We start from the raw sequence: 26,114 nt of genomic DNA, 5'->3' as shown, positions 1-26,114 counted from the left end.
GCTATTGTGCTGAATAAGGGGTTTGTTTTTTACTTCTTTTCATCCCGCGAATCCATTTTTTCGTTTCCGGATCCACGCGATAAGACTCCGTGATTTTCTGCAAAGCCTTGTTGTAAGTGAAATCATCTAAGCTGTTGTTTCTCAAATAACTCATCGTAGGCTCTGGCAATTTCACATAACAAATCGAAAGCGCCCAAGAAACCGCCATTTTTACATAATAGCCTTCATGACTGACCTTATCGAGCAATGGTAAAATCCGGCTGATATACGTTTCTTCAATAAAGAAATTAAGCAGCATTACCACAGCAAATCGGATCTCATATTCTTTATCTGATGATAAGTACGGCATTATAAACTCCCACACCCGTTCTTTATTCTTTACGGTAAACTTCAGGCCTGTGCAAAAGCTATCGCAAACCGACCAGTTATCGATTCTGGGAATAAAGTCAGCGATATAACGTAGGATTTCTTCAAGATCTGTCTTCACGTAGCCAAGCACCATACCTTGCAGCATCACTTCTTCAAAATAATCTGTCTCGGCATGCTCCAAATAGGCTCTCCAATCACCCTTTGCAATGATTTTGGCAAGCTTGCGCAGTTCCGGTAGCCTGACGCCTATAACATTATCTATCGTCGGAATTAAGGCCGCAGAAAACTTTTGGTAGTCCACATCTGCCAAATTCAATAGCTGTTCTCTTATTGTTTTTTCCATAGTAGTACTCCTTACCCGTCCATTATTCAAATGAAATTTCCCATAAATATATAGAAGCCACAGAACCCAAAGGAGAATAGTTTAGCCGGTATTGTTCAAATTGATCTTTGGTAAGCTTATCAAGTCCATACAGCTTCATCATCCCCCGACGAATCGCAATATCTCCCCAGCTGACCACATCCCGTCGTTCCATAGAATGGATTAACATCATTTCTGCCGTCCACTTGCCAATGCCCTTTAACGTCATAAGTTTTTGTATAACCTCTTGATCTGATAACCCAGGCAATTCCTCCAGCTTAAAATCACCCTGAGCGACCAAATTGGAAATCTCATGGATACATAGTGCCTTTTTCATCGTCATCCCACAGCTTTGAATCTCATCCGCCGTATGTAAGGCTAACTGCTGCGGAGTGATGTCTCCGAACTGAGCCAACATTCTGTTCCAAATGGTCCGAACCGCTTTTACTGAAATAAGCTGTCCTACTATAGCATAGATAAGCGCAGCAAAAAGATCCGGTATAATTACACGTTCCACTCTGCCCATCCGTGCCATAGCTGCGCCAAGTACTGGATCCACACTTCGGAGATAATCTATGTCTTCTTGCCCATAATCAAAAAACTTAGTAATTACGCTGCTCAAAGTGTTTCCTCCCGTATCTGATAGTGATGAACCTAATTCTAATATACAATACCTATTTGGCAGTGTATGGTTTGTTGAATAGAATAGCAAGATAGCGAAAATAAAAAAAGCCATAGACCTCCTAAGATAGGTGGTTATGGCCTATTGTAGCGCACAGGCTTATTCATTCTCAGTAATGTATTTTTATGCTCGCAGGATTCTTTTTTCTTTCGCTGCGCTTAGCCACAAGGGGAATTCATTCAGCAGCTGATCATACAGATCTTCATCAGTCACCTTTTCAATGTGGTCCAGATGAATAAAATTGGCGTTATCCACCAAACGGCCCTTCATCGTATCAAGTTGCTTCAATACTTCAAAATCCGAGTTACCGATTCCGACAAACTGCCAGAAAATCGGTTGGACCGAAGCAGCCATAATCACATTTTTAGTGGATTTCACTACACCACCATCGTTAATAAATATGATAAATACCGGTGTAGAATCGGGTTCTTCCTCCGTATATTTTTTAATGATATCCTCCATTACTGGCGGTTCATTATTACGGCCAAACTTATGAATGGTACGATTATTTAAAATATGTGTAAACACATATCTTCCTAAATCCTGCTCTGTCACAGGTGGCAGCCGGCTAAACTCCGTATCGTACACCCAAACATCTAACGATTGGTTATCATCAAATTTGCAGGCAACGGCTAATATACGTTCAACTACTTCTTGAACGGTTCCATTATTATAGAGATTTCTCATAGATCCTGTAATATCCAGAACAACGCCTACCCTTGCGATGACTCCTGTCAGATTCTTTTTTTCTAAGGTAATCTGAACAATTTTTTTACGTAAATCAATAGAGGACAGTACATTCTTCTCTTCATAACGGATCGTCTCTAAAGGCAGGGATAACTCAGCTGTGGCCGCTACCTCAGGGTTCCCTTCGTCTTCTTCAATAACGAGCCCATAGTTTGTACATAACGCAGCCAATCCTCCCTCAAAGCCACTACCAATCGCACTGAATTTCCACTCTGGGCCATAGCGATATAGCTCTCCAACCACAATAGCTGTCTCCGGCGACAGGTCAGAGCCATACTCGAAAACGAATAATTCCTCACCGCTAGCAGCATCCACTAAGCGTAGATAAGGAGAGGTTACTTGCTTCATAGAGTGTCCTAATTTTTCTCCTTCATAGATCGTTAAAGTTAAAGCTATTCTAGTAATATCCTTAGGAAGTTGAGAAAATGTAATGGCGATAGCTTCTTTATCCCCTTGTTGTAAGACAGAATGAGTTACAGCTTCGTCTATAGACAACGGATTACCATAAAAGATAAAGTTCTCATCGCGTTCGCAACGGTTCTGTTCTGACAGTAAAAAAGCAGCAGAGTCTATGCCAATTCTAGTATCAGCAGTCATCCACCCAAATTTCAGCAAAAGCTTGTTCACGTTTCTCCCTTTCGTAATATCCACCTTTTGCCCCTTTATAAGCCGCACTCTATCATCTCCTTATTTTTACTGAACAGCTCATTGTGATTCACTAGATTGTATTTATCATTTTACTACTTTAATATGAAACGTATATATGATAGATAAGGAGCTTTACGAATGGACTTTATAGCAATTGACTTTGAGACCGCGAACTCCAGTCGATCCAGTGCATGTGCCTTGGGACTTGTGGAAGTTAAAGCTGGAAATATAACCGCAGAACATTCTTGGCTAATTGACCCGCAGCAGCGGTTTGATGGCATGAACATTTCGATACACGGCATCACGCCATCAATGGTAATCGGGCAACCTACTTTTCAAGAGCTGTGGCCCACCGTTGAACCGTTACTACACGGACAAATCGTCGTGGCGCATAATGCTGCTTTTGATATGAGTGTCCTGCGTTATTGTCTCGATGGAATGTCCCTGAGCTACCCAAGCTTTCAATACTTATGTACCTATTTATTAGGCAAAAAAATGCTGCCCGACCTGCCCTCCCATAAACTTAATGTAGTCTCCGAGTTTTTCGGCATTACGCTAAAGCACCATGATGCCTTAGATGACGCACGCGCAGCCGCTGCAATTCTAGTAAAACTTATGGAGCAGGAGGAGCACTATGATCCTCTATTGCTCTCTGCCAGTCAAGGATATACTAGCGGAACGATGTTTGCCGGCGGGTATACCCCATTTTCCACTCGCACGAAAAAGCCTGCTAAGAAACAAGGCACTAAACATAAACCCTCCATTTATAGCAGCCGCGCCACTTTGTCCAAATAACCAAAGAACATCAAAAACCCCCAACCAGCTCCTTTCTGCTGATTGGGGGTTTGGTTTTACAGGGTATCTCTTAAATCTTCAAACGATACACAGCCTTATTCTCTAGACCTCTGATGAACGGTGTCCATTCCTCGGTCTCCGGTGTGGTGTCCAAAGCATCCTCCACCATTTGCAGCTTCGCATCCATCGCATCGATATGATGCAGAGCGACTGCCTCAGCTGTCTGTGGCTGAACAGGACTACCCCATTCGCCCAAATTATGATGTGACAATACGAGATGCTGTAACGCCATAACCTTTTCCGAATTCAAATCAATATCTAAACGGATAGCCGCTTCCGTGATCCAGTTAGACGCCATCGAGATATGGCCAATCAACTTGCCCTGAACGCTGTATTCCGAGACAATCCCAAGCTGGGAGACCATCTCCTCCGGCTTCGCGATATCATGCAGAATGATTCCTGCCTTCATTAGATCTGGATTCAAGAACGGACGCTGCTTGCACAGAAAATCACCAATCTCCAGCATACGTACCATATGATAAGCAAGTCCGGCAAAATAAGCATGATGATGTGTTTTGGCTGCCGGATAATGCATCAATTTCTCTTCCACTTTACCCACACAAAAAGAGACAATCGAAGCAATTTCCGGATCTGAAATACTTGCCATAACCCCTTTAATCGTATGAATAAGGTCTACTGGACGAATTGGGGCAGAACGGATGAAATCCGTAAGTGCAACACCATCCTCATCGTTAACCAACCTGATTTTAGTAATTTTTATTTGTAATTTCTCACGATAAGTATGAGCAATCCCGCGTACCTTCACAAGCGCCATAGGAAAAAAAGTTTCTTTATCGGTTGTGCTGGCATCCCAATATTTCGCAGATAATTGTCCAGTGGAATCCCCCAGAACGATGTCAAAATAATCTTTTGGAGGAGTGCCGTTCGTTTGTTTAATTGCCAGCTCTCTTAAAAGATAAAAGCCAACAAATTCATCTTGTGGAGCGAGCTGTTTAATTTGTGTCATGTTGGAGCCTCCTATTAATAACAGGCTTTTGGCCTGCTCTCTATATTAAACTTTAGACACTCACCTCCAAAATCCCTTTAAATCACTATACGATCTATTTTCATATTTATGTACAAGCCAAGAATATTTGAAAAAGGAGGCTACTCCCCGGCCATATTCTGGCACTGGAATATCCTCCTTTTATTATAAAACGATAATTATTTACCAGCCGATTCAAGCGCTGATTTAATAGCTTCTACCGCTTTAGCGGATATTTCTTTTTCTGCATCATTTTTTCCGAAGGCTGCTGGACGGTAACCATATTTGTGCAGGCTGTATCCGGTCGATGTCGACTCGATTTCACCTTTCACTGCCAGCTCCGCGTCCGTTAACTGATTGATTGTTCTTACACTTCCGTTTTTATCCAAATAATAAACAAGCATTTTGACAGGAACACCGTACTCTACATTCACCATAACATTTACAAGCTTATCGGCACTTACACCAATGAAGATTCCATCGAAATAAGCCGCTTTATTAGCTTCTACAACCTCAGCTTTTCCGTATGCTCTATCCACCGCAGTCTTCAAAGCCACGCTGCTGCTAGTTGCACCAGACACAGCATCTACTTCCTGCACACCTTCTCTAGTCCCTGCTGCGAGGAAGCTAGCCGTCAACTGAGGAATTGCTTTTACCACCTCAGGATAAGCAGCGTTCCCTCTATCTACAAGGTTCATTCCTACACGGTACAAGGCTACATTTACGATTTTGCCGTTACGCAGGGTAACGTCCGCTCTGTTCGTTCCTTTATCATAAGCATCACCAAATGCAGTAAAGGTTCCGTCTTTATAGGTTCCTTGGACTTTGGATGCATTGGTCAAAGCATCTGTCAGTGCTGCTTTAGCTGCTGCCGACAATGCTTCTTGGCCTGTAATATCGGCCATTTGTACACCTTTTTCTAACAGCCCGGATGTGAGTGTAGCTACCCATCCTTTTTGTTCTGCACTCATTTTATCGTCAGCAATCAGCTTGCCGTCAGCTCCAAACAGACTTACTTTAATGCCTGTTACCGCATCTGCATCAACATCAACTAGCAGCAGCACTTTAGATTGGTTATCTACTCCGGCAAATTTGCCGTCAAAATATTGACCTTCAGCAGGAACCTTCAGCGCTTTCTCAAATGCTCTTTCTACAGCTTGGTTCCAGCTGTGACTACTTTCCGTAGCTCCGGAAATTCCGTCAACCTTTTCATCATAGTTAGCGATATATGAACCATTCGCTAGCAGCTTAGCTGTCATAGGAGCATTTGCTTTTACTACTTCCGCATAAGCTGTTGCCCCTCTGTCAATCAGGTTGTTGCCAAGTCTAAACAGCTTCACATCAACCAACTTACCGTTGCGAATCACGATGTCAGCTCTTTCAACGCCAACACTTCTTGCCGTACCATAAGAGGAATAGAATCCGTCTACATAAGCAGATGTATTGTTGATTATTGCATTCTGCTCAGCATCCCAGAAAGCGTTAATCGCTGCTTTAAATTCGGCTTCAAGACCTGCAACAGGCTGTGCCTCTGTTCCTTTGGCCAGCAAGGCTGGAGCTATAGCTGCAACCGCTGCCGCTTGCTCAGCTGTGTAAGCTTTCTCCTCAATGAAATCACCAGCGCTGTTCATAGGATACACTTTAACATCTGTGAGCTTGTTGGATTCGTAGGTCGCAAATACAGAATATTTACCTGTAGGATCTACGCCCATATGAACTCCATCAAAGTAAACGGCATTTGTATCTTTCACTGTTAGAGCTCTTTCAAACGCTCTATCTACAGACAATTTCCAGCCATTACTGGAGCGGGTAGCTCCCGAAACAGCATCAACTGCCGCTGCTCCATCTCTTGTTTTGCCAAGCAATCTATCCTTCATCAATCCATAAGCTTGCCATAAAGCACTATAATTGTTACGAGCATCTCTATCAATCAGCTTAGGACTGGTTCTCAAAAGCTCAATGCTAGTAATTTTACCATCTTTAATTTCGATCTTGGCACCTTCCGTGCCTTTGGAGTATGCATCGCCATAAGCTACGTAAACTCCATCTTGGTATACGTTTTCATTAACTGTAACAGGCTTTGCTGTAGCCACAGGCTTAACAGTTTCCGCTGGTACTACTGTCGCTGCTGGTGCAGCGGTTGCTTTTGGGGTTGCTACTGGTGCTGCTGTAGCTTTTGGGGTTGCTGCTGGTTTGGCTGTTGCCTTTGGTGTTGCTGTTGGTTTTGCCGTTGGCTTTGGCGTTGCTGTTGGTTTTGCCGTTGGCTTTGGTGTTGCTACTGGTTTTGCCGTTGCTTTTGGTGTTGCTGCTGGTTTTGCCGTGGGTTTTGCTGTTGGTTTTGCTGCCGGTGCATCCGCTTCTTCGGAGGCTGCCGATACTGCATCCACCTTCAAGTTTACAGCAGGCACATTAAGTGTGTAAGCAAACGGCGCTAACAATATAGCCGCGCTAACCGTTAAAGAAATTAGTTTTTTCAATGAAAATTCTCCTTTACCAAACCCCAGTGATATGTAGCTTTTTGTTAACCAAACCTTTTTCGTACGATGCCCCTTCTCTTCTTATGAAGCATAACTTCTCTCTTCATAAGAACTCATCCCCCCTCTCATGCCTTTACACGCTCGATTTTCAATAAAAAATAGCTTGAATCTATTTCATTTCTTCCTTTTAACACAAAGCTGTATAAAAGGTGAAATAATTCACATAAGTTACTATAAAAACACTTACACCCGTTTTCCATCAATTTCTGGTTTGATACTACCAGACCTTTCTGCGGTTCTTCTGTATCGAAAATCACACACCCTATAAGAAACATCACTATTTGCGATTAAATTTAATTTATACGCGCAAAGTGATCTCAATAACTGTGCATTCAAGGCTAGCTATGCTATTTTAGAACGATCTCTTATATGGGAAAGGAGTTCTGTGCTTTGAGCAAACAGCCACCTATTGGAGTTATACTCGCCCAAATCGGCACCCCTACTGCACCAACTGCAAAAGCTGTACGGCCTTATCTGAAACGTTTTTTATCAGATCGCCGAATCATAGATTATTCTCCTCTGCTGTGGCAGCCTTTGCTGCGAGGTGTCATTCTGCGTTCACGTCCACGCCGGTCCGCTGAGCTGTACAGTCAAATATGGACAACCGAAGGATCACCATTGCTCTTTCACTCTTTAGCTCAGCAATCTGGATTACAAGAACTGCTTGGCCCGCGGTATCGGGTAGAGCTTGGATTGGCTTATAGCGAACCCAGCATGGAGCAAACGATGGCGAAATTCGACACCGCCGGAGTTACCCGAATTATCATTGTGCCGCTGTTTCCGCAATATTCGTCCACGACTACCGCATCCGTATTCGATCAGGCCAGCTTTGCAGCCTTAGGTCGCCAAAGCTCCACTGGACCTGTAACTAAACGTCTGATTCCGGCTCTAAGATTTATTGATGCCTACTATAATGAGCCCGGTTATATTTCAGCCTTGAAGTCACACCTACTGCGTCAAATGGAGATTCTGAGCAAAGAACCTGATTATTTTGTACTGACCTTCCATGGGATTCCCAAACGGTATGCGGATACCGGCGATCCCTACCCGCAGCAATGTATGGAAACCGCGCATCTTCTTGCTTCTGCTATGAATTGGGAGCCCGAACGCTGGCAGCTTAGTTTTCAATCACGTTTCGGACGAGAAGAATGGGTAGGACCCTCTACTGCGGATGTTCTGGGAGAGCTTGCCGGACGAGGAATACGTAAGCCTCTGATTTTTTCACCGGGTCTTGTGACCGATTGTCTGGAAACGCTGCATGAGCTAGCCATAGAAGGACGAGAACAATTCGAGGCTGGTGGAGGACAAGCAGAGGAATTTATGGCAATCCCCTGTTTGAATGACCATGAGGATTGGCTTGATTTTTTGGCTGAACATGTAGAAAAAAACGCCCAAGGATGGTAAATCAAAAAAAACCGTCTTGTCCACAGATCATTTCTGTTGCAGACAAGACGGTTATCTATATCAATTGTTAAGCATGAAGAATCGAAAGGATACTTATGCTGTAAGCTGCTTATATTTCGTAGTCAGTTCATGGAACCACTGCTTGTCCTGCAAGGTCAACGCAAAATCAATCAGCTCGGCAATCTCACTCGGCTGTAAATCTGCTGAGTCATTAAAGGATACTTCAGCCGTAGCTGTAGCTGCGCCATTCCCATCCTCTGCGTAATCATAAGAAAAACATAACTTAATGTCACTTTCCAGAAATTCATTACGAAGGAAATATAATACCTCACACATTAACACAGGTCTAACATGATCATCAAAGACACATTCCATAACCTTTGCCCAATATTGCTGGTTGTTGAGGTGTAACTTATCATTAGTTAAGAGATATTTCTCACCCTGAAAATCGGTGACAAATCTCAGTTCAAGCGGCTTCATCTTAAAAATAGTAGCAATTTGCTTCATGCTAATATTCAAAATATCTTGCGTTTCTAGTCTGATCATCTCTCCATGCACCTCGTCCCTCTTAGTTGGGTTATTCGAAACCTGCCATTATCTATAATTCTTTATATGCCATTAATGTAAAATTAACTCCATTAATTCACTTTAATTTTATCTAATTTAACATTATTATCGTCACCTGACTATGCTTTATTTATATTTTTTTAGGATTTTGCTCAGAAAAATGTTTCATTCTCTAAAAATCTGTTTAATATTATTGTTCATTACAATAAGATGTATAAAGATTACGCAACATGTGAAGCTTTTGCTTTCTTATATTTAAACAAAAAAAACTGTTCTGAAGGGTCATTACGACCTCAGAACAGTTTTTTGCATTAGGATTATACTTCAGTTAATTTACTTAAACAAACAATGGCACTAACTGTATTCCCTCGGGTGAAATCCGCACGAGTCCTTTATCTGTGATACGTAACGTTGGGATAACCGCCAAAGCAAGCAGCGATAACGTCATAAACGCGTAATTCAAAGTACAGCCGGCATCATACAACGCTTTGCTGATCGCAGCTGATTTCTCAGCAGCAATTTCAAATGGCTCTGTAGACATTAGGCCTGCAATGGCCAACGGGAATAACGTTTCTCCATTGGATGTGATCATACAAACACCACCCTGGGCATCCGCCACCGCATTTGCAGCTTTAGCCATTAACTCATTATCATTGCCTATGACGAGTACATTATGACTATCATGAGCAACAGTCATTGCGATAGCAGCCGGTTCTTTAAAACCGATGCCTTCCACAACAGCCACTGATTTATTTCCTGTTCCTTTATGCCGTTCGAGCACAGCGATTTTACATAGACCCTCTACAGCATTTACATCCAGCTGCCCTGCTACTACAGGTACCGAAACCATACGTTCAATGGTCTCCACATGATTTTCTCTTACTTTAATAACTCTTGTAGTAAGTTCACCTGTTTCAATTGGAGCCGCGATAATAAAATCTTCGGCGGTAGGACGCTGCGGCAAATGAACCGAAGCCAAAACTTCCTCTGGATATGAGAATTTAGCAAGCTCTGCCGTCATCACACCGTTTTCGGCAACGACTACACCAGCAGCAATCGTAAGTACCACACGAACATCGGCCAAATTCCCGTCCAGCAGAATAATATCCGCAAAAGAACCTGGAGTAATAGATCCGATATCCTGAGACAACCCAAAACGCTCTGCCGTATTAATAGTTGCCATTTGGAAGGCTGTTACTGGCTTCACGCCTTGAGCAATCGCATGGCGAACAACGAAATCCATATGACCTTCGTCCCGTAACGATTCCGAGCTGCGGTCGTCAGTTACCAGCATCATGCGACGCGGATCAAGTCCACGCTCTGTATGAGCGGTGATGGTCTTGGCAACATCATGCCAAGCCGAGCCCCGGCGCATTTTGGCATACATCCCCAGTCGAATGCGCTCAATCACATCGTCTGCTGTCACACACTCATGATCACCAGTCACCCCTGCCGCAGCATACACTGGCAGTCTCCAGTCGCTGGAAGGCCATGTGAAATGACCGTCAACAAATCTGCCTGCCCGCAGCGTAGCTTGAATCTCTCCAAGCATTTTCTCATCGCCGTAAACAACGCCAGGGAAATTCATCACTTCGCCCAGAGCAATCACATCTTTGCCCCACGTAAAAGCTTCGGCAACTTCTTCAGGACCAATTGAGGCACCCGTTGTCTCGAATTCCGCACCTGCCGCAGGCACACAAGAAGCCACCTGCATGTAAGCAGCTAACGGCGTCCCCCGCATCTCATCCAGCATCAATTGAATACCCTTCAGCCCGAATACATTAGCAATCTCATGTGCATCAAAGAAACCACCTGTTGTGCCAAGCGGCAGAACAGCGCGGGAAAATTCAGTAACGGTTAGCTGGGTGCTCTCAATATGGCAGTGGCCATCGAGCAATCCCGGAGCTATATACTTGCCGTTCGCATCAATAACTTGCGTTCCTTCGCCAATCATATGTGTCACATCTTTACCAACATAAGCAATTCGTCCACCTTGAACACCAACAGACATTCCTTCTAGAATTTCACCAGAGCATACGTTGACCAGCTTTCCACCTGTAATTACCAGTGTTGCCGGTTTATCGCCTCTTGCCGTAGCCACAAGCTCAGGTACACAATCCGCTAAAGGCTTTCTTGTAAAAGTTGTCATCTTCATCTCTCCCCCGTTAGTATCCAAGTGTTGTCTTGATGTAGTGAATAGATCCGTAATCATAGAGGATTGCCTAACTATTAAGCCTAGGATAATATAGTTGCGCAGGTCTGTATTTGTAAGAAAAAACGGCTCAATCATCCCTGTAGATGATAGCCGTTTACTTATTCCCAAAGATTGTCCGAACCATCCGGACATGCCCCTGTTTTTACTCTCCCGCCATCCGCTCTATTCCAACGATTATCTTACTTTTGCCTCATATACGTCAAGTGCTGCCTGAACCCCAAACCCGCAAGGCCCCTTAAATCCATGACGCTGTAATGCGGCTTCCAGCGCTCCAAGCAGCCGCAACACGTTATTCTCACGACAGCTAAAACCCATCGTACCGATGCGCCAGATCCTTCCCTTTAACGGTCCAAAAGAACTGGCAATTTCAATTCCGAACCGCCCCAGCAGCAGCGAACGGACAGCTTCCCCATCTATCCCCTCAGGGATGAGCACACAGGTAACAACAGTAAGCTTGCAGGAAGGATCCCCGTATAGTTCTAAACCCATAGCTGTTAATCCAGCTACAAGTGCTTTTTCATGGAGGATATGTCTGGCGAATCGGGCATCCAGCCCTTCTTCAAGGGTAAGCCGCAAGCCCTCCCGCAGTGCATAAAGCATTGAGGTCATCTCTGTATGATGATTGAGACGTTGTGGACTCCAGTAATCCTGAAGCATGCCGAGATCGAAATAATTGCTGCGGACAAAAGATAAGTCACCTGGCTGGACATCACTTGTTCTAATCCCTCGTTCTACTCGTTTTCGGGTCATGAGCTTAGCTTCAGCACGATCATTATACGTTATCGGTGCCATTCCGGAAGGGATGGACAGGCATTTCTGTGTACCGCCAACGACGGCATCCAACATCCAAGCATCTGTCTCGACAGGAATGCCCCCAATGGTTGCAACTGCATCGACTATGAATAAAGTATCCATCCGGCGGCAAGCTCTACCAATTTCCGCGAGTGGCTGCACACGTCCTGTAGAGGTCTCCCCGTGAACCATTGCCACCACATGTGGCTTAAAAGTCTCCATAGCTGCTATCACTTCATCCGGCTCAAACACACTCCCCCATGGCTTTTCCAACACGAACACCTCAGCGCCACATCTTTCAGCAATCTCATGCAATAGATGTCCGAAGCGGCCAAAGATCGGAATCAGCACACGCTCACCCGGCAGGATCAAACTAACCATCACGGCTTCAATTCCAGAACGGGAGGTACCATCGATAGGGTAAGCCCATGAATTAGAAGTAGCAAACAACTCCTGCAGCATTTCCATCGTTTCATTCATAATAGAGGTGAACTCTGGATCAAACTGACCCAGCACCGGAAAAGACATCGCCCGCAGTACACGCGGATCTACCTCGACCGGACCCGGAGTCATAATACAGCGTTGGGACGGCGACAAATCTTCGTAACGCTTCATGATGATCCTCCCTTAAAAGTTCGGCGAACTCTTTTTAATAAGCTAACTCATATAACATCGCAGTCAGAACCTCAAGCCCAGCAACGAGCTGCTCAGGGGAAGTATACTCTTCCGGAGAATGGCTGATGCCAGCTCGGCTTGGCACAAATATCATCGCAGTAGGGCAACGCGGCGCAAACAGCTGGGCGTCATGTCCCGCTCCACTTACCATCATGCGGTACGTCTTCCCCTCTTGGCGACAGATATTTTCCAGCATTGCAGATAGCTTCGTATCCATAGGTGCAGGGACTGTGTGGAGCACGGATGTAACCTCAAGAATCACCCCACGTTTAACAGCAATTTCATTACATTCCGCAAGAAGCTTCTCACAGAAACGTTCCAGTTCGTCCTCTTCACTATGGCGGATATCTAGTGTAAAAAGAACCTCACCCGGGATCACATTTGGCGTATTCGGATACACCTCAAGCTTACCCGAGGTTGCTACAAGAGGTTCACCAGCCGTTTTAGCAGAACTTTCAAGCACGTACAGCATTTCAACCGCACTAGCCAGTGCATCCTGCCGCATAAACATCGGTGTCGTGCCCGCATGATTAGCAATACCACTGACCTTGACCACATATCGTCTCTGTCCAACAATCCCCTGAACTACGCCTATCTGAGTGTCCGTTTTCTCCAGAATAATCCCCTGCTCGATGTGCAGTTCTACAAAAGCACCAATATCATTTCTGACTCCAGTCCGCTTAGAAGCTTTCTCCTCCGTTATGTCCTGTAAGAAGCTGGATTGTGCCATTGCTGCTTTTAACGTCACTCCCTCTGCATCCATACAGGTCTCGGCCTCGCTTCCGTCATACCTTTCCGTGACATGGCCCGAACCCCAATAAGCAAGCGGAAATCGGCTCCCCTCTTCTTCACAAAAAGATACGACCTCAAGCGTCCGCTGCGGCTGGCCAAAGTTCCTCTGCAAATCTTGAAGCGCAATCATAGCCGCAGCGATCCCATACGCACCATCATATTTCCCGCCATTGACTACAGTATCAATATGCGATCCGGTTAAAATAATCTTTTGCTGCGGATTGCATCCACTCAATCGTCCATATACATTGCCAACCTTGTCTACGGAAACTTCTAAGCCGAACCCAGCCATTTTTTCCTGCAAAAAAATCTGCGCCCGGCTCCATTCCTCCGTATATAGCAGTCTAGTAACTCCTGGCCCAGGTGTGCTGAATGTCGCCAGCTCCTCCAGCAGCTCCAGCAGTTTCTGAGTCGACGCTTGAACTCTGGAATCATTCATAGGCTGTACTGCTCCTTCCTAATTCGCAGCCACTGTCCACCTCCCTCACTGATCACTCCTTCTTCAGAGGTATAGATCACATTCCCGCGACAGATCGTAGCAACTACTTTGCAGGACAAAGTTCTTCCGATGTAGGGGCTGTGCTTGTGGCGATACAATAAATCCTCCGCAGTCAGCGTATAGGTTGTATTTGGATTCAGCAGAACTAGATCGGCATCTAGACCTAGGGCTATAGCGCCTTTACGATGCTCTATTCCAAAACGTTTTGCGGGTTGCCCTGCGAGCAGACTGGAAATTAATGTAACATCCAAACCCCGCACATTCACGCCTTCATGGAACATAAGCTCCAAACTGCTCTGCGCACCCGAGATCCCACCCCAAGCTGCAAAAAAAGATAAGTCCGGCTTCACCTTCAATTCCGTTGGACAGGGGGAATGATCCGAAGCAATCAGATCGATTTTGCCTTGGGCCAGCATCTCCCATAACTTCTCCTGCTCCACCGCACTTCGCAGCGGAGGCGCACACTTCGCCACAGGGCCTAAAGCCTTCATATCATTTTCAGTGAGGACCAGATAATGTGGACAGGTTTCGGCCGAAACGTCCAGACCTCGAAGCTTAGCTTCATAGATTTTCTCAATGGCGGCGGCCGTGCTGATATGAACAAAATGCAACCGGCAGCCCGTACGTTCACCGTACAGCAGCGCCCTGGACACTGCCTCCAGCTCTGCTTCAGCAGGGCGGCAAGCCGCAAAATCACTTGCGCTGGTTCTGCCATTTCGCACTGCATCTGCGGTCAACACCGCCGTGATAGCCTCACTTTCTGCATGCAGCGCCAGAATCCCGCCCAGAGAAGCGATTCGCTGCATCCCTTGATAGAGTGTATCCTCATCCACTTCACGGAATCTGCCTTCGCCCTCCCCTCCAGGATTGGAGAGAAAGGCTTTAAACCCAGTGACGCCAGCGGCTGCCAAAACTTCTAAATCATCCAGATTGCCGGGAACGAGCCCACCCCACAGCACATAATCAACGGCAGAGTTTCCAGCCGCAGCATCTACCTTTTGACGAAGCCCAGCCTCGTTCACAGTAGGTGGATTGCCGTTAAGCGGCATATCTGCATAGGTTGTGCAGCCGCCAGCTGCCAACGCCGCAGAACCGCTGCGAAAGCCTTCCCAATGTCCAAACGTTGGTTCATTAAAGTGGACATGCATATCAATCATACCGGGGAGCACATAGAACCCCTCTGCGTCGATGACTTTGGTTAGCGTCGCAAGCGAAAGTTCCTCTCCAAGTGCGACAATCTTACCCTCTGATACTGCAATATCCAGCTTGAGTACCTGATCGGGCAGCACTACATTCCCGTTCTTAATCACAAGTTCATAGGATTCCTTCATGAGCTGCCACCTCCTCCGGTCGTCAACTTTCTCTTAACTTCCCCGATACGTACTATATCCACCAGGTGCTACTAGCAAAGGTACATGGTAGTGTTGCATGGAGCTCTCTATATGAAAGCGAATAGGTATCTGTTCTAGAAAAAAAGGCATCTCACGTTGAGTGTCTGCTGACGCTTTGGCATCCGCTCTACGGTAGTAATCGCCAACCATAAACAGCAGCTCGTAACATCCAGACTCCATTTCGTTTCCCTCCAGCAGCGGAGCATCCAGCCTCCCGTCACTGTTCGTGACTTCTTCACACAGAAGCTTGCTCATCCCATCCGTAAGCTTCCAGAGCTGAAGCGTCAGACCTGTAGCAGGAATCCCCCGCGACAGATCCAGCACATGGGTGGTAAGACGCCCGCTCATTACGCTGTCTCTCCGGCCAGATCTGCACGGCTGACAGAAAAGCCCTGAAAACCATAGGGTGGACGAGGTTCGGTGAAGACTCCACCTTTAGTTTCTTCAGGCTCAACAATGGTTTCCCAAGTCCGGTTATTGGACTCAAATGAAACGGTAGCCAGCTGTGGAAAACGGGACAATACGCGCAGCCCAATTTGATAAATCAACGATTGGATTGATGGACTGTTCAGCTCATGAAAAGCGCTATGGGCGATATCGCGAACCTGCTCCGATGCCACATATTGGCCTAGATCTCCATCCAGAGCATGCTGAACATCACTGTAGGTCCAGTTAATATTCAGAAAAATATAAAGCGGACGGTCAAAGCTCTCCGGCAATGTTGTGTACTCATCACGGACGAATCCATAAAACGAGCTTCCACTCACTTTTATCAGCTGTAAATCCTTCAATCGGCATTCATGAGCGATAACCTCAGTCCCATTCTCTCCACGTTTTATAGTTAACGAAGCCGAATAAGATTCATTATTGGAGTGACGCAGTACTAAATGACTCTGTTTAAGCCCCTCAACCCCGGGTACCATCACCTGTTCAAAAGGTAACCGGTCTGCGGAAACTGAAACTGCGGTGACATGATCGTATTTATCGAGAAAACGGCTGCTTAGAAGCTGCAGTAGCCCCTCCGTTGTGCTTCCAGTGTAGTCCGCGGTATTGCGCAGGATAAAATTTTTCATAGAATCGGTAGCAACGACCATGGAATTATCCCCCTCTGAAAAAGAAGGAAGAAACGCTTCGCCCGTGACCGCGAATGTAATATTATGTGCGAATATAATGTTGTCGCAGCCCGTGAAGGAAGATTCGGGAACGGGGGTAACGGCCAGCGGTTTAGCATAGGTACGATAAGTTAGCACATCACTTTTTCCATAAAATATTGTACGTCCGTTAATTGGTTCCAGCATGGCTGACACCCTCCCCGTTTATGATGAATGAATAATTAAATAATTAAATAATTAAATAATTAAATCACTTAGGCGAAATCTCGTAATTGTACCGACTTCAGAAAAGGCTTGAACCCATTCCTCCTGAGGGGAACGCTCAACTCGCACGCCAATGGCGCTGATAATGTCATCTTTGTTTTTGCCACGAACAGCTAGAATAAAAGGGAAATGAAATTTGTCCGTATACTTTCGATTCAGATCATTTAATAGATTAAACTCTTCCGTTGTTAACCGATCCAGTCCAGCTCCCTGCTGCTCAGAAGCAGATAAAGCCGTAACTTGAAGCCTAGTCGCCAAATCCGGGTGAGCTTTTAATAGTCCCTCCATTCGGCTCCGGTCAGCACTCAGTACGGTCTGCATCATGGTGCTATGCAAATGCTCTAAAGAATGGAACGGAATCTGCTTATAAGCCTCCTCTGCTACCCACGGTGAATGTTCAAAAATGCCGCCTAGATGCTTCACAAAATCCGTTATACTCATGGCATTTATCTCTTCCATCGTAAACCTGCCTTCAGAAACGACCATCCACTCAACCTCCAATAGCTTTGTTAACAGCTCGTAAAATGCCACCGTACCCCGTACAGCGACAAATGTTACCCGATAAAGCTTCTTCCACTTCAGCCTGAGTAGGATGCGGGTTCTCTTCCAGCAGAGCAACCACCGAGATAACCATCCCTGGTGTGCAATAACCGCATTGGAACCCCCCCTCTTCTAAAAAAGCCCGCTGAACGGGATGCAGGCCTACTTCACTAAGACCCTCAATCGTTGTAATTTCCGCACCTGAGCATTGATAGGCCATGACCAGACATGAATTCACTGGACGTCCATCCACCAGCACCAGACATGCCCCGCAGCGGCCAATCTCACAAGAACGTTTTGTGCCGGTCAGCTCCAAATCTTCACGTATGACCTTTAAAAGCCGGCGGGAGGGTGGAATCTCCGTGGATATCGCTTTGCCATTAAGATTGCAATTAAAGGTGAACCTCTCTTCTGCAAAGGCTTCCTCAGACGATAAGGGGTCAAGGTTATCTTCATCTAGATTCGCATCTGAATTATGGCTCGACATGGATGTTCACCACCTTTTGTGGAATAAACGGTGTAGACTGCAGCCATTCGGGATCAATGGGCAGCTTGGTTACCCGTTTCCCTACAGCCTGAAATATGGCTGACGCGACTGCCGGAGCTAAATTGACGGAACCCACCTCTCCAATGCCGCGAGGACCGTACGTGTCATGATCCGGCAAATCCTCTATCGGCTGCACCTGAATGCTGCCATTCATGTCGGCAATGGTCGGCACCAAATAGGTGTCTAAATTTTTGGTGACATAGCTGCCGCCAGACATCACAGCATCCTCTGACAAGGTGAAACCGACCGCCATACTGCTGCCACCTTCGATCTGTCCAAGATAACCTTGCGGATTAGCCACCGGTCCCGCCGCTACCGCATGATATTGATCCAGTACACGAACACGTCCAGTAAGCAGATTAACTTCCACGCGGACTGCGATTGCAGAATAGGTGTATAGGAAATGTGCCCCCACTCTTTTAAAGGGTGTGGTTGGATAAGTAAACTTTGTATTACAGACAATGGGTTCTGAAATATGCTGTGCCAAGTCCTTGTAAGTCAGAAGCAGACCGCCGTCTTTTAGCCAAATGCCGCCAGGGCCGAGCTTCATTTCATAGTTATCCAGCTCTGGCTTTATCATCGCAGCTGCCTGCAGCACTCGAGCGGTGAAGTCTGGACGCAGCCGTTTTAAGGCCATCCACATCATGCTGGTTGATCGGGAAGCCGTACTAGATCCGCTATCGGGCACAACATCCGTATCGCCAATGACGATGCTTAGATCCTCTGCCGCCAAGCCAAACTGTTCAATCAGCATTTGTTCCATTGTTGCGATTAACCCCTGACCAAACTCCTCGTAACCAAACACCGCCTCAATCTTGCCCTCTAGCGTCAAAGAGAGCCTGCCACCCGCCGGATCGGGAATACCATAACCAAGTCCTGCACCATGCATAGCTATAGCAGCACCCGTTCCAGTTACGATCCAAGGTTCCACAACACCTGAATCACTGTCTGTAGATGCGGCCTCAGTCATAAGAGGCGAACCCGCCAGCGCTTCCCACACCTGAAAGGCACCATCGGTCTGAGCAATTTCCTGACCCAGCGGCCCCAGATCTCCATATTTACGCAAATTGCGGCGGCGCATTTCCCACGGATCGATCTGCAATCGCTCAGCCAACCGATCGATTTGTCCCTCCAAAGCGAAAATCGCCTGATTGCCGCCAAAACCGCGAAATTCACCAGATACACCGTTATTGGTATATACAGCAAAACCCTTCACATCCACATGATCGATGATATAGGGGCCCATCACATGTTCTGTCGCAAAGTTGAGCACCTCCGCCCCCAGTGTTGCGTAAGCTCCCGTATCCGAAATAATTCTGACCTGATGTGCCCTGATGATTCCTTCGCGGTCGCAGCCAGTTTTCATGGTGATTTTCATGGGATGGCGTTTTAGTCCTGCACGTACCGATTCAGCTCTCGAATTATGCAGTCTTACCGGACGGAGTGTCCGCAAGGCGAGCAGCGCTCCATATGGCTGTACATTCAGCTCGTCTTTTCCTCCAAAGGACCCGCCGATAGGACTCGAGATGACGCGAATATCTTCTTGAGGAATAGCCAGAATTCTGGATAGCTGCAGGCGATCCATCAACCCATGTTGTGTAGCTGAATATACGGTAAGCCGTCCGTTATCCTCTGGGATAAACAGTCCACCTTCAGTCTCCATATAAGTGTGCATTTGGCGTGGTGTATAATAAGTCTCCTCTACCACATGACAGCAATCCGTAAATACCGTTTCCGGCTCCCCTTTCCGATATTCCGTTTGATGAAGCACGTTTCCCTCGGCATGCAGCAGAATTGCGTCCTTTTTCATCGCCTCTTCCGGGTTCTCGAGTAAGGGTAGAAGCTCATAATCCACTTCGATAAGAGATAAGGCGTATTCCGCAATTTCGTCCGTCTCTGCCGCGACTGCCGCAATCGCATCGCCAGTGTAACGCACACGGTCACTGCAAAATACCGGTTGATGCGGCAAAGCTATGCCAAAGCCGTTAAGTCCGGGCACATCCTCATGAGTAATTACAGCGTGTACACCAGGGACTTCAACGGCCTTCTCAATGCGTATGGACAAAATACGAGCATGTGCCTGCTCACTGCGGAGCACGCGGCCGATCAACATTCCTTCTGCCCTCATGTCGGTCAAATACTGCAGCTTACCGGATACCTTGCCCTCTCCATCGGGTCGTGTACGCCAGCGGCTACCGCTGGATTCCTTATTCAGCAGCATTTTCCCTCTCTCCTTTCGTCGGGTTATTCACCTCTTAACTCCGTATATTCATAGCCTTCCACAGCTCAGATACAACCAAATTCCCAGCAGTCTTTTTCTTGTAAAGTTCTGATGCAAAGGGATCACTATACGTCTCAAAGCTGTTCTCAACCTCTTCATATAAAGAAGCCAACAGCTCCTCTGTATACCTCACACCTTCAAGCATAACTTCAGCTCTACTTAGTCGCTGCGGCCGCCCAGAGCCCCCACCTGCGGCGATACGCACCTCACGGAAACGGAGTTCCTCATCGATTGATGCTGAGATTGCTACCGTTACAAGTGAAGGGGTGAACGCTTCCCTGCGGCCAACCTTACGAAAAATTTCTAGCCTATCCGTTAACGGACTCTCTAAGCGAGTAGGTGAGATGCGAATCTCAGCCACAAGATCTGCCGCAGGTTTTATCCCGCTCCAGTGATTGTTTAGCCACTCTATCAAAGGTAGTGCCGTCATAAATTTGCCGTCAAAGGAGATTAACTCCGCGTCATAGACCAGTAACGCAGGTAGAATATCTCCGAAGCCAGAAGCGATATTGCCCCCGAGCGTGGCAAGATTACGCACCGACGGAGTCGCTATGCAACGTGCAGCCTCTTGCAGCGCAGGAGCCACGGCCTGCAAATGCTCATTACTGCGGCACTGGGAGAGTGGAACAAGAGCGCCCAGAGATAAGTGAAATTCCGTTAAGGTAATGTCGCCGAGATTTGTGATTTGCCGAAGATCAATCAGCTGTTTGGGCATATGATCCGTTCCATTTTCCCACCCTGTTCTCAGCAATGTTCCTCCTGCGACATATCGGGAACTGTCTCCAAACGCCGTTTTTCTCTCCCAAGCTTCGTGCAGGCTGTGGGGTTGAATTACTTCAGGTAGTCTTCCATCCTCTTCCCGTATAACTCCCATACACTCCGCCTCCCTTTTTGAGTACCAGATTGCCGCTTCCCTTCTCGTATAGCCTGCCTTAAAACCTTTGTTCCCGAATATAAGGAATTCCCAGCGCCTCCGGTGTACCGGATGGTTTGTTGCGATTGCGGTACCCCAGGTACATCAGGACCAGAATGGTCACAAGGTACGGAATCATTTTGAGAAAATAGGGCGGAACTGCACTGCCCAGCAATTGAATGCGGAAGCCAAGTGAATCCAATGCCCCAAAAAAGTAAGCGCAGAACAAGGCGCGCAGCGGATTCCATCTGGCAAAAATCACTAGCCCTACCGCAATCCAGCCTCGACCGGCTGTCAGCCCTTCATTCCAGGTTGGCGCATAGGCCAATACCATATCCGCTCCGGCCAGACCGATGAGAGCAGCACCGGTGATCACATAGCTGTAGCGGATAAGCTGCACACGGATCCCCATCACATCTGCGGTAGCCGGACTGTCTCCGACTGCCCGCAAATGCAGGCCCCATGAAGTGCGGTGAATTAGCAGATGCAGAGCAAGCACTAGCAGCAGGCTGAACCAGGTTAGGTAGTCCATGTTGCCGAATATTTTTCCGATGAACGGTACATTTTCCAGCCAAGCCAGATGCAGCTTAGGGGAGGTTCCCGGCAAAGGAATGCCGCTGATCGGTTTACCAAGATAAGCGCTCAACCCACTGCCGAACAAGGTCATCGCAAGACCGGACATCGTTTGATTCGCCCGCAAGGTCACACAAAGAAAAGAATGCAGCAAACCAAGCACAGCCGTTACAGCTACGGTAGCCAGCAGAGCCAGCAACAGGTTTCCGGAGCGAATATACACGATACAAGTGGTGACCGCCCCCATCAGCATCAGACCTTCAGCCCCAAGCTGTATAATGCCGGCTCGTTCATTTAGAATGCCTCCCAGCGTAGCCAGCAGCAGCGGGGTCCCTGCGGAAATAGCGGCAATAAGTAGCTGTGTTGTAAAATCCATCGCCTATCTCCCCCCTTTCAGCTGAACCCGGCTACGACGAATGCGGAAACGATAGATCATATCGCCAGCAATCAAGAAAAACAGGATGGAGCCCTGCAGCATTTCTGAAATTGAAGAGGGCAACCCGATGGTTTGAACACTATATCCGCCAACAATTAAGCCACCGAATAAAATAGAAGTAACGATTAGACCGAGTGGATTCAATTTGGCCAACCAAGCCACAATAATGGCGGTGTATCCATAACCCGGTGAAATGCCCTGCATCAGCTTGTGTGTAACACCGGAGACCTCCGCCATGCCAGCGATCCCGGCGAGCCCCCCACTGATTAGCATGACGATAATAATATGGCGCTTGATAGGAATCCCCGCGTATCTGGCTGCAACAGGATTGGCCCCAATCAGCCGGAGCTCGTAACCCCACTTGGTAAAACGAATCATTAAGTAATAAATCACAACGGCGATAAGTCCAAATAACAATCCAATATGCAATCTTGTACTTCCGAGAACAGGCAGCGACTGAGCCGCAGTAAACATAGGTGATCCCGGGAAATTAAAACCTTTAGGATCTTTCCAGGGTCCGAATACCACGTAATCGAGCGCCAATAGGGCAACATAATTCAGCATTAATGAAGTGATTAGCTCATTCACTCCAAAATGCGTCCGCGGAATAGCAGTCAATAGTCCCCAAAGCGCACCCGCGGCAATCCCGAACAGCAGCATTAAGCTCAGGGACCAGAATGAAGGTAAGTCAGGAAAATAAATCGTGACCGCTGTGGCCGCCATAGCCCCAACGGTTAACTGGCCTTCTGCTCCAATATTCCATACCGAAATGCGGTAAGCCACAGCAATCCCAAGCCCACATAGGAGTAGCGGGATCGCTTTAACCATCGTTTCCGTGAGCCCATACGCAGTGCCAAATGCGCCACGGAACATTTTTTCATAGACCAGCACCGGATTCATACCATTCGCCGCAATAAATAGGGCACACAACAATAGCGCTAAAATTATAGATACAATAGGTGTCCACCAAGGAGAACGGATGCGGCTGGCATCGTATTCGAAACGTAGAGAGAATCGTTTTCCGGAGTGGGAGGGGAGGGGTTCCAGTACAGCTGCTGCGGTATTTCTTCCATTCTCCGGGCTCATACGGCGCTCTCCTCTCTATTATGAATACCAGCCATTAGTAGTCCGATGCTCTCTCGATTCGCTTCCTCATGTGCACTCTCACCAATAATTGAGCCGTTATAGATCACTAGAATCCGGTCGGACAACTGAAGCAATTCATCTAAATCCTCCGAAATTAACAACACGCCACTACCTGAACCACGCAGCTCCATAAGAAGGTCGTGAACACCAGCCGTGGCACCTACATCCAGCCCTTGTGTCGGATGAACGGCGACCATCAGCTTAGGCCGATGACTGATTTCACGTGCAAAGAGCAGCTTCTGCTGATTACCACCTGACAACTGTTGTACTGGCGTCTCCAGCTCAGGTGTTTTGACGTTAAAGCGCTGGACCAGCTCCTGTGACCACAAACGGTTCTTCGCGGACTTCAAGAAACCAAATTTGGAGTGCTCCTCTGAGCGGTAAGACTTAAACAAAAGATTATCCACCGATCCGAGGCGTCCAGCTAAACCGCTCTTCATCCGGTTCTCCGGCACGTGGGAGATTCCTGAATCAATTGCCCCTCTAACCGAAGCCGATTTCACCGTTTTTCCATCAAACGTGATTTCACCACTTTTCCAGCCTCTAAGACCTGTTAACACTTCAGCCAGTTCCTTTTGCCCGTTACCAGCTACCCCAGCTACGCCTACAATCTCCCCTTTACATACGTTCAGTGAGAAGTGATCCAGTGCTTTTCGCCCGTGATCGGCATATACGTCCACATCTTTCACTTCTAATAAAGAATCCCCTTCAGTGGCTTCCCGTTCTTGACGAGTGATGGTTACTTCCTTGCCCACCATCAGACGAGCCAGCTCCAGTTCATCTGTATCTGCCGTGGTCAGTGTGGCGATCATTTTCCCTTTGCGCATGACGGAAATCCGATCGGAGGACGCCATAACCTCTTTCATTTTATGAGTAGTCATAATGACCGTTTTTCCTGCCTGCTTCATGACCCGCAGCGTTTCAAATAGCTGTTCCACCTCTCCCGGGGTCAATACAGAGGTTGGTTCATCCAGAATAATAATGTCAGCCCCGCGATACAGCGTCTTAACGATTTCAACACGCTGCTGCTCCCCCACGGACAACTGCCAGATCGGGCGATCCACCGGGAAATTCAGTCCAAACCGTTCCGCTAATGCCTCTATCTCCTCGCGTTTGTTCTTCATCCACTTACGGCCGCGCCAGAAAGACGACTTTTCGCCAAGCACGATATTTTCTGCTGCTGTGAGGCTTTGCACCAGCCTAAAGTTCTGAAACACCATACCTACACCCAGCTGCGCAGCATCTTTAGGAGAACGGATCTGAGCACCTTTCCCATGAATGAAGATTTCTCCTTCATCTGCTCTGTACACCCCTGACAGCATGCTCATCACCGTGCTCTTCCCGGCCCCATTCTCCCCAAGCAACGCATGAATCTCACCCGCATTTGCCGAAAAGTCGACTTGATCACTGGCGGTTACCGAGCCGAATTTTTTCACAATCCCCCGCATTTCAACTGAAGTTCCCCGCATGGCCTGAACCCCTCCTTCCTTCAAGTTGTAGTACGGGTGGGGAAGTTTCCGCTTAACGGAACCCGCCCCACCCATAGATTGTGCACATCTTATTCCCTATTTTTAAACATTATTGCGGGATAGTTCCTTCCACACCTTTTACGAGCCAGTTCATGCCCAGCACTTCCTCCAAGGTCAGCTTCTGACCCTCCTGAACCTTCACATTCCCTTGATTATCTGAGATCGGACCTGTGAAAACCTCAAGCTCACCACTGATAATTTTGGCTTTGGCGTCTTCGACAAGCTTTTTCACATCATCTGGGATCTTGTTCCCGAAAGGAGCCAGCTCCACCATACCGTCAGCCATATCACCGGAATATTGCTCGCTCTTCCAGGTTCCATCCATAACTGCCTGCACAGCTTTTACGTAATACGGCCCCCAATTCCATACCGGATTCGTCAAATAATTGTCCGGAGCGTATTTACTCATATCCGAGTCATTTCCCCCGGCAAAAGCCCCTCGTTCAGCAGCAGCCTGCAGGGTTGCAGGTGAATCCTGATAGGCCAAAAGCACATCCGCACCCTTATCCAGCAAGCTGATTGCCGCTTGACGTTCAGTCGTCGGGTCATACCATGTATTCGTCCATACCACATTCACCTTTACATCAGGATTGACACTTTGTGCTCCAAGGGTAAAAGCATTCAAGTTATAAATCACTTCGCTGATCGGAAAAGCCCCTACATAACCCAACTGATTATTTTTGGTCATTTTCCCTGCCGCTATGCCGCTCAGATAGCTGGCCTGATAGTTCTTTCCGAAGTAGGTCCCCATGTTCTCTGCGGTTTTGTAACCCGAAGCATGCAGGAACTTCACGTTGGGAAATTTGCCCGCTACATTTAATGTAAAATCCATATATCCGAAGCTCGTTGTAAACACGATGTCGTGTGATTGCGCAAGCTCTGTGATGATTCGTTCGGCGTCAGCACTTTCAGGGACATTTTCTACAAAGTCAGCTTTAATCCCCAGCTCCTTCTCCATATACAGCCGTCCTTGATCATGTTGGTACGTGTAGCCGCCATCCCCTGGAGGTCCGATATAAACAAAAGCAACCGTCGGTTTCTTTGCAGCCGGTTCTGTTGTTGCAGTTGCCTCTGTTGCCGCTGTAGTTGTCGCTGGTGCCTCCGTTGCATTTGTAGAAGTATTATTATTGCTGCCACACCCCACCAAAGCCACCGTCATTAGAACCATTAATGCAAGACAAGATGTTATGAACTGACCCCTTTTTTTCATAATTCTCCTCCTCCAAATCATCTCTCATCATGGCTGCAACCATT

At 47.1% G+C, this 26,114-nt stretch carries 22 protein-coding genes and 1 pseudogene; 2 read left to right on the top strand and 21 right to left on the bottom strand.

Going from position 1 to position 26,114, the window contains the following annotated elements:
* Position 1 precedes the first annotated feature (1 nt).
* The 4 genes and pseudogenes from MKY54_RS07145 to MKY54_RS07130 form a co-directional block, all read right to left on the bottom strand.
* Entirely contained in the window at positions 2-712 is a 711-nt protein-coding gene (locus tag MKY54_RS07145) for a DNA alkylation repair protein (protein ID WP_076185389.1), read from the bottom strand.
* A 22-nt stretch (positions 713-734) separates the two neighbouring features.
* Positions 735-1,352: a DNA-3-methyladenine glycosylase 2 family protein gene (locus MKY54_RS07140; RefSeq protein WP_339190009.1), complete on the bottom strand. Its 618-nt coding sequence runs from the start codon at positions 1,350-1,352 to the stop codon at positions 735-737.
* Between the two features lie 183 nt (positions 1,353-1,535).
* Positions 1,536-2,207, bottom strand: coding sequence for a VWA domain-containing protein (locus MKY54_RS07135; protein WP_256715766.1), 672 nt, complete (start codon positions 2,205-2,207; stop codon positions 1,536-1,538).
* A gap of 111 nt (positions 2,208-2,318) precedes the next feature.
* Positions 2,319-2,834 (bottom strand): annotated as a pseudogene (locus MKY54_RS07130) (TerD family protein); the annotation flags it as partial.
* A 111-nt stretch (positions 2,835-2,945) separates the two neighbouring features.
* Between MKY54_RS07130 and MKY54_RS07125 the strand changes: the two are divergent.
* Positions 2,946-3,602, top strand: a complete 657-nt coding sequence (locus tag MKY54_RS07125; protein WP_076282260.1) for a 3'-5' exonuclease — start codon at positions 2,946-2,948, stop codon at positions 3,600-3,602.
* Positions 3,603-3,672: 70 nt separating this feature from the next.
* On the opposite strand, the gene MKY54_RS07120 is transcribed toward MKY54_RS07125, so the two are convergent.
* Both MKY54_RS07120 and MKY54_RS07115 read right to left on the bottom strand, forming a co-directional pair.
* Positions 3,673-4,629 (bottom strand): HD domain-containing protein, encoded by a 957-nt coding sequence (locus MKY54_RS07120; RefSeq protein ID WP_036680004.1) that lies wholly within the window; start codon positions 4,627-4,629, stop codon positions 3,673-3,675.
* A 197-nt stretch (positions 4,630-4,826) separates the two neighbouring features.
* The gene (locus MKY54_RS07115) at positions 4,827-7,124 is read right to left on the bottom strand and encodes an FMN-binding protein (RefSeq protein WP_339190006.1); all 2,298 of its coding nucleotides are present in this window, start codon (positions 7,122-7,124) and stop codon (positions 4,827-4,829) included.
* Between the two features lie 450 nt (positions 7,125-7,574).
* Between MKY54_RS07115 and hemH the strand changes: the two genes are divergently transcribed.
* Positions 7,575-8,588, top strand: coding sequence for a ferrochelatase (hemH, locus tag MKY54_RS07110; protein ID WP_339190005.1), 1,014 nt, complete (start codon positions 7,575-7,577; stop codon positions 8,586-8,588).
* Positions 8,589-8,681: 93 nt separating this feature from the next.
* Here hemH and MKY54_RS07105 read toward each other — a convergent pair whose 3' ends face one another.
* The 15 genes from MKY54_RS07105 to MKY54_RS07035 all read right to left on the bottom strand — a co-directional run bounded on the left by MKY54_RS07105 (position 8,682) and on the right by MKY54_RS07035 (position 26,070).
* Positions 8,682-9,134, bottom strand: coding sequence for an IDEAL domain-containing protein (locus tag MKY54_RS07105; protein WP_076125508.1), 453 nt, complete (start codon positions 9,132-9,134; stop codon positions 8,682-8,684).
* A 358-nt stretch (positions 9,135-9,492) separates the two neighbouring features.
* Positions 9,493-11,310, bottom strand: coding sequence for an adenine deaminase (gene ade, locus MKY54_RS07100; protein WP_339191130.1), 1,818 nt, complete (start codon positions 11,308-11,310; stop codon positions 9,493-9,495).
* A gap of 234 nt (positions 11,311-11,544) precedes the next feature.
* The gene (locus tag MKY54_RS07095; protein WP_339190003.1) at positions 11,545-12,777 is read right to left on the bottom strand and encodes an alanine--glyoxylate aminotransferase family protein; all 1,233 of its coding nucleotides are present in this window, start codon (positions 12,775-12,777) and stop codon (positions 11,545-11,547) included.
* A gap of 34 nt (positions 12,778-12,811) precedes the next feature.
* On the bottom strand, positions 12,812-14,068 hold the full coding sequence (locus tag MKY54_RS07090) for a Zn-dependent hydrolase (protein WP_339190001.1): 1,257 nt from the start codon (positions 14,066-14,068) through the stop codon (positions 12,812-12,814).
* Positions 14,065-15,459 carry an allantoinase gene (locus tag MKY54_RS07085; protein WP_339189999.1) on the bottom strand — a complete coding sequence of 465 codons (1,395 nt, stop codon included), beginning with the start codon at positions 15,457-15,459 and terminating at the stop codon, positions 14,065-14,067. The genes MKY54_RS07090 and MKY54_RS07085 overlap by 4 nt, the downstream gene beginning before the upstream one ends.
* Positions 15,460-15,492: 33 nt before the next feature.
* A complete protein-coding gene (uraH, locus tag MKY54_RS07080; RefSeq protein WP_076125436.1) occupies positions 15,493-15,867 on the bottom strand; it encodes a hydroxyisourate hydrolase in 375 nt (124 codons plus the stop codon).
* Positions 15,867-16,817: a factor-independent urate hydroxylase gene (gene pucL, locus MKY54_RS07075; protein ID WP_339189997.1), complete on the bottom strand. Its 951-nt coding sequence runs from the start codon at positions 16,815-16,817 to the stop codon at positions 15,867-15,869. Before pucL ends, uraH begins: the two co-directional genes overlap by 1 nt.
* A gap of 51 nt (positions 16,818-16,868) precedes the next feature.
* Entirely contained in the window at positions 16,869-17,381 is a 513-nt protein-coding gene (gene uraD / locus MKY54_RS07070; protein WP_076185397.1) for a 2-oxo-4-hydroxy-4-carboxy-5-ureidoimidazoline decarboxylase, read from the bottom strand.
* 4 nt (positions 17,382-17,385) lie between these two features.
* Entirely contained in the window at positions 17,386-17,922 is a 537-nt protein-coding gene (locus MKY54_RS07065) for a (2Fe-2S)-binding protein (RefSeq protein WP_339189995.1), read from the bottom strand.
* Positions 17,909-20,203 carry a xanthine dehydrogenase subunit D gene (pucD, locus tag MKY54_RS07060; RefSeq protein WP_339189993.1) on the bottom strand — a complete coding sequence of 765 codons (2,295 nt, stop codon included), beginning with the start codon at positions 20,201-20,203 and terminating at the stop codon, positions 17,909-17,911. The genes MKY54_RS07065 and pucD overlap by 14 nt, the downstream gene beginning before the upstream one ends.
* 34 nt (positions 20,204-20,237) lie before the next feature.
* The gene (locus tag MKY54_RS07055; RefSeq protein WP_339189991.1) at positions 20,238-21,137 is read right to left on the bottom strand and encodes an FAD binding domain-containing protein; all 900 of its coding nucleotides are present in this window, start codon (positions 21,135-21,137) and stop codon (positions 20,238-20,240) included.
* A gap of 58 nt (positions 21,138-21,195) precedes the next feature.
* A complete protein-coding gene (locus MKY54_RS07050; RefSeq protein ID WP_076185399.1) occupies positions 21,196-22,125 on the bottom strand; it encodes an ABC transporter permease in 930 nt (309 codons plus the stop codon).
* Between the two features lie 3 nt (positions 22,126-22,128).
* Positions 22,129-23,271, bottom strand: coding sequence for an ABC transporter permease (locus MKY54_RS07045; protein ID WP_076276663.1), 1,143 nt, complete (start codon positions 23,269-23,271; stop codon positions 22,129-22,131).
* The gene (locus tag MKY54_RS07040; RefSeq protein ID WP_339189988.1) at positions 23,268-24,800 is read right to left on the bottom strand and encodes an ABC transporter ATP-binding protein; all 1,533 of its coding nucleotides are present in this window, start codon (positions 24,798-24,800) and stop codon (positions 23,268-23,270) included. Before MKY54_RS07040 ends, MKY54_RS07045 begins: the two co-directional genes overlap by 4 nt.
* A gap of 109 nt (positions 24,801-24,909) precedes the next feature.
* The gene (locus tag MKY54_RS07035; RefSeq protein WP_036680038.1) at positions 24,910-26,070 is read right to left on the bottom strand and encodes a BMP family ABC transporter substrate-binding protein; all 1,161 of its coding nucleotides are present in this window, start codon (positions 26,068-26,070) and stop codon (positions 24,910-24,912) included.
* Positions 26,071-26,114 lie beyond the last annotated feature (44 nt).

It is taken from the genome of Paenibacillus sp. FSL P2-0121 (genome assembly GCF_037975345.1).
GTDB lineage: Bacteria > Bacillota > Bacilli > Paenibacillales > Paenibacillaceae > Paenibacillus_AQ > Paenibacillus_AQ odorifer.
Note: the sequence above shows the minus strand (reverse complement) of the source record. Positions and strands in the feature narration are given on the sequence as shown.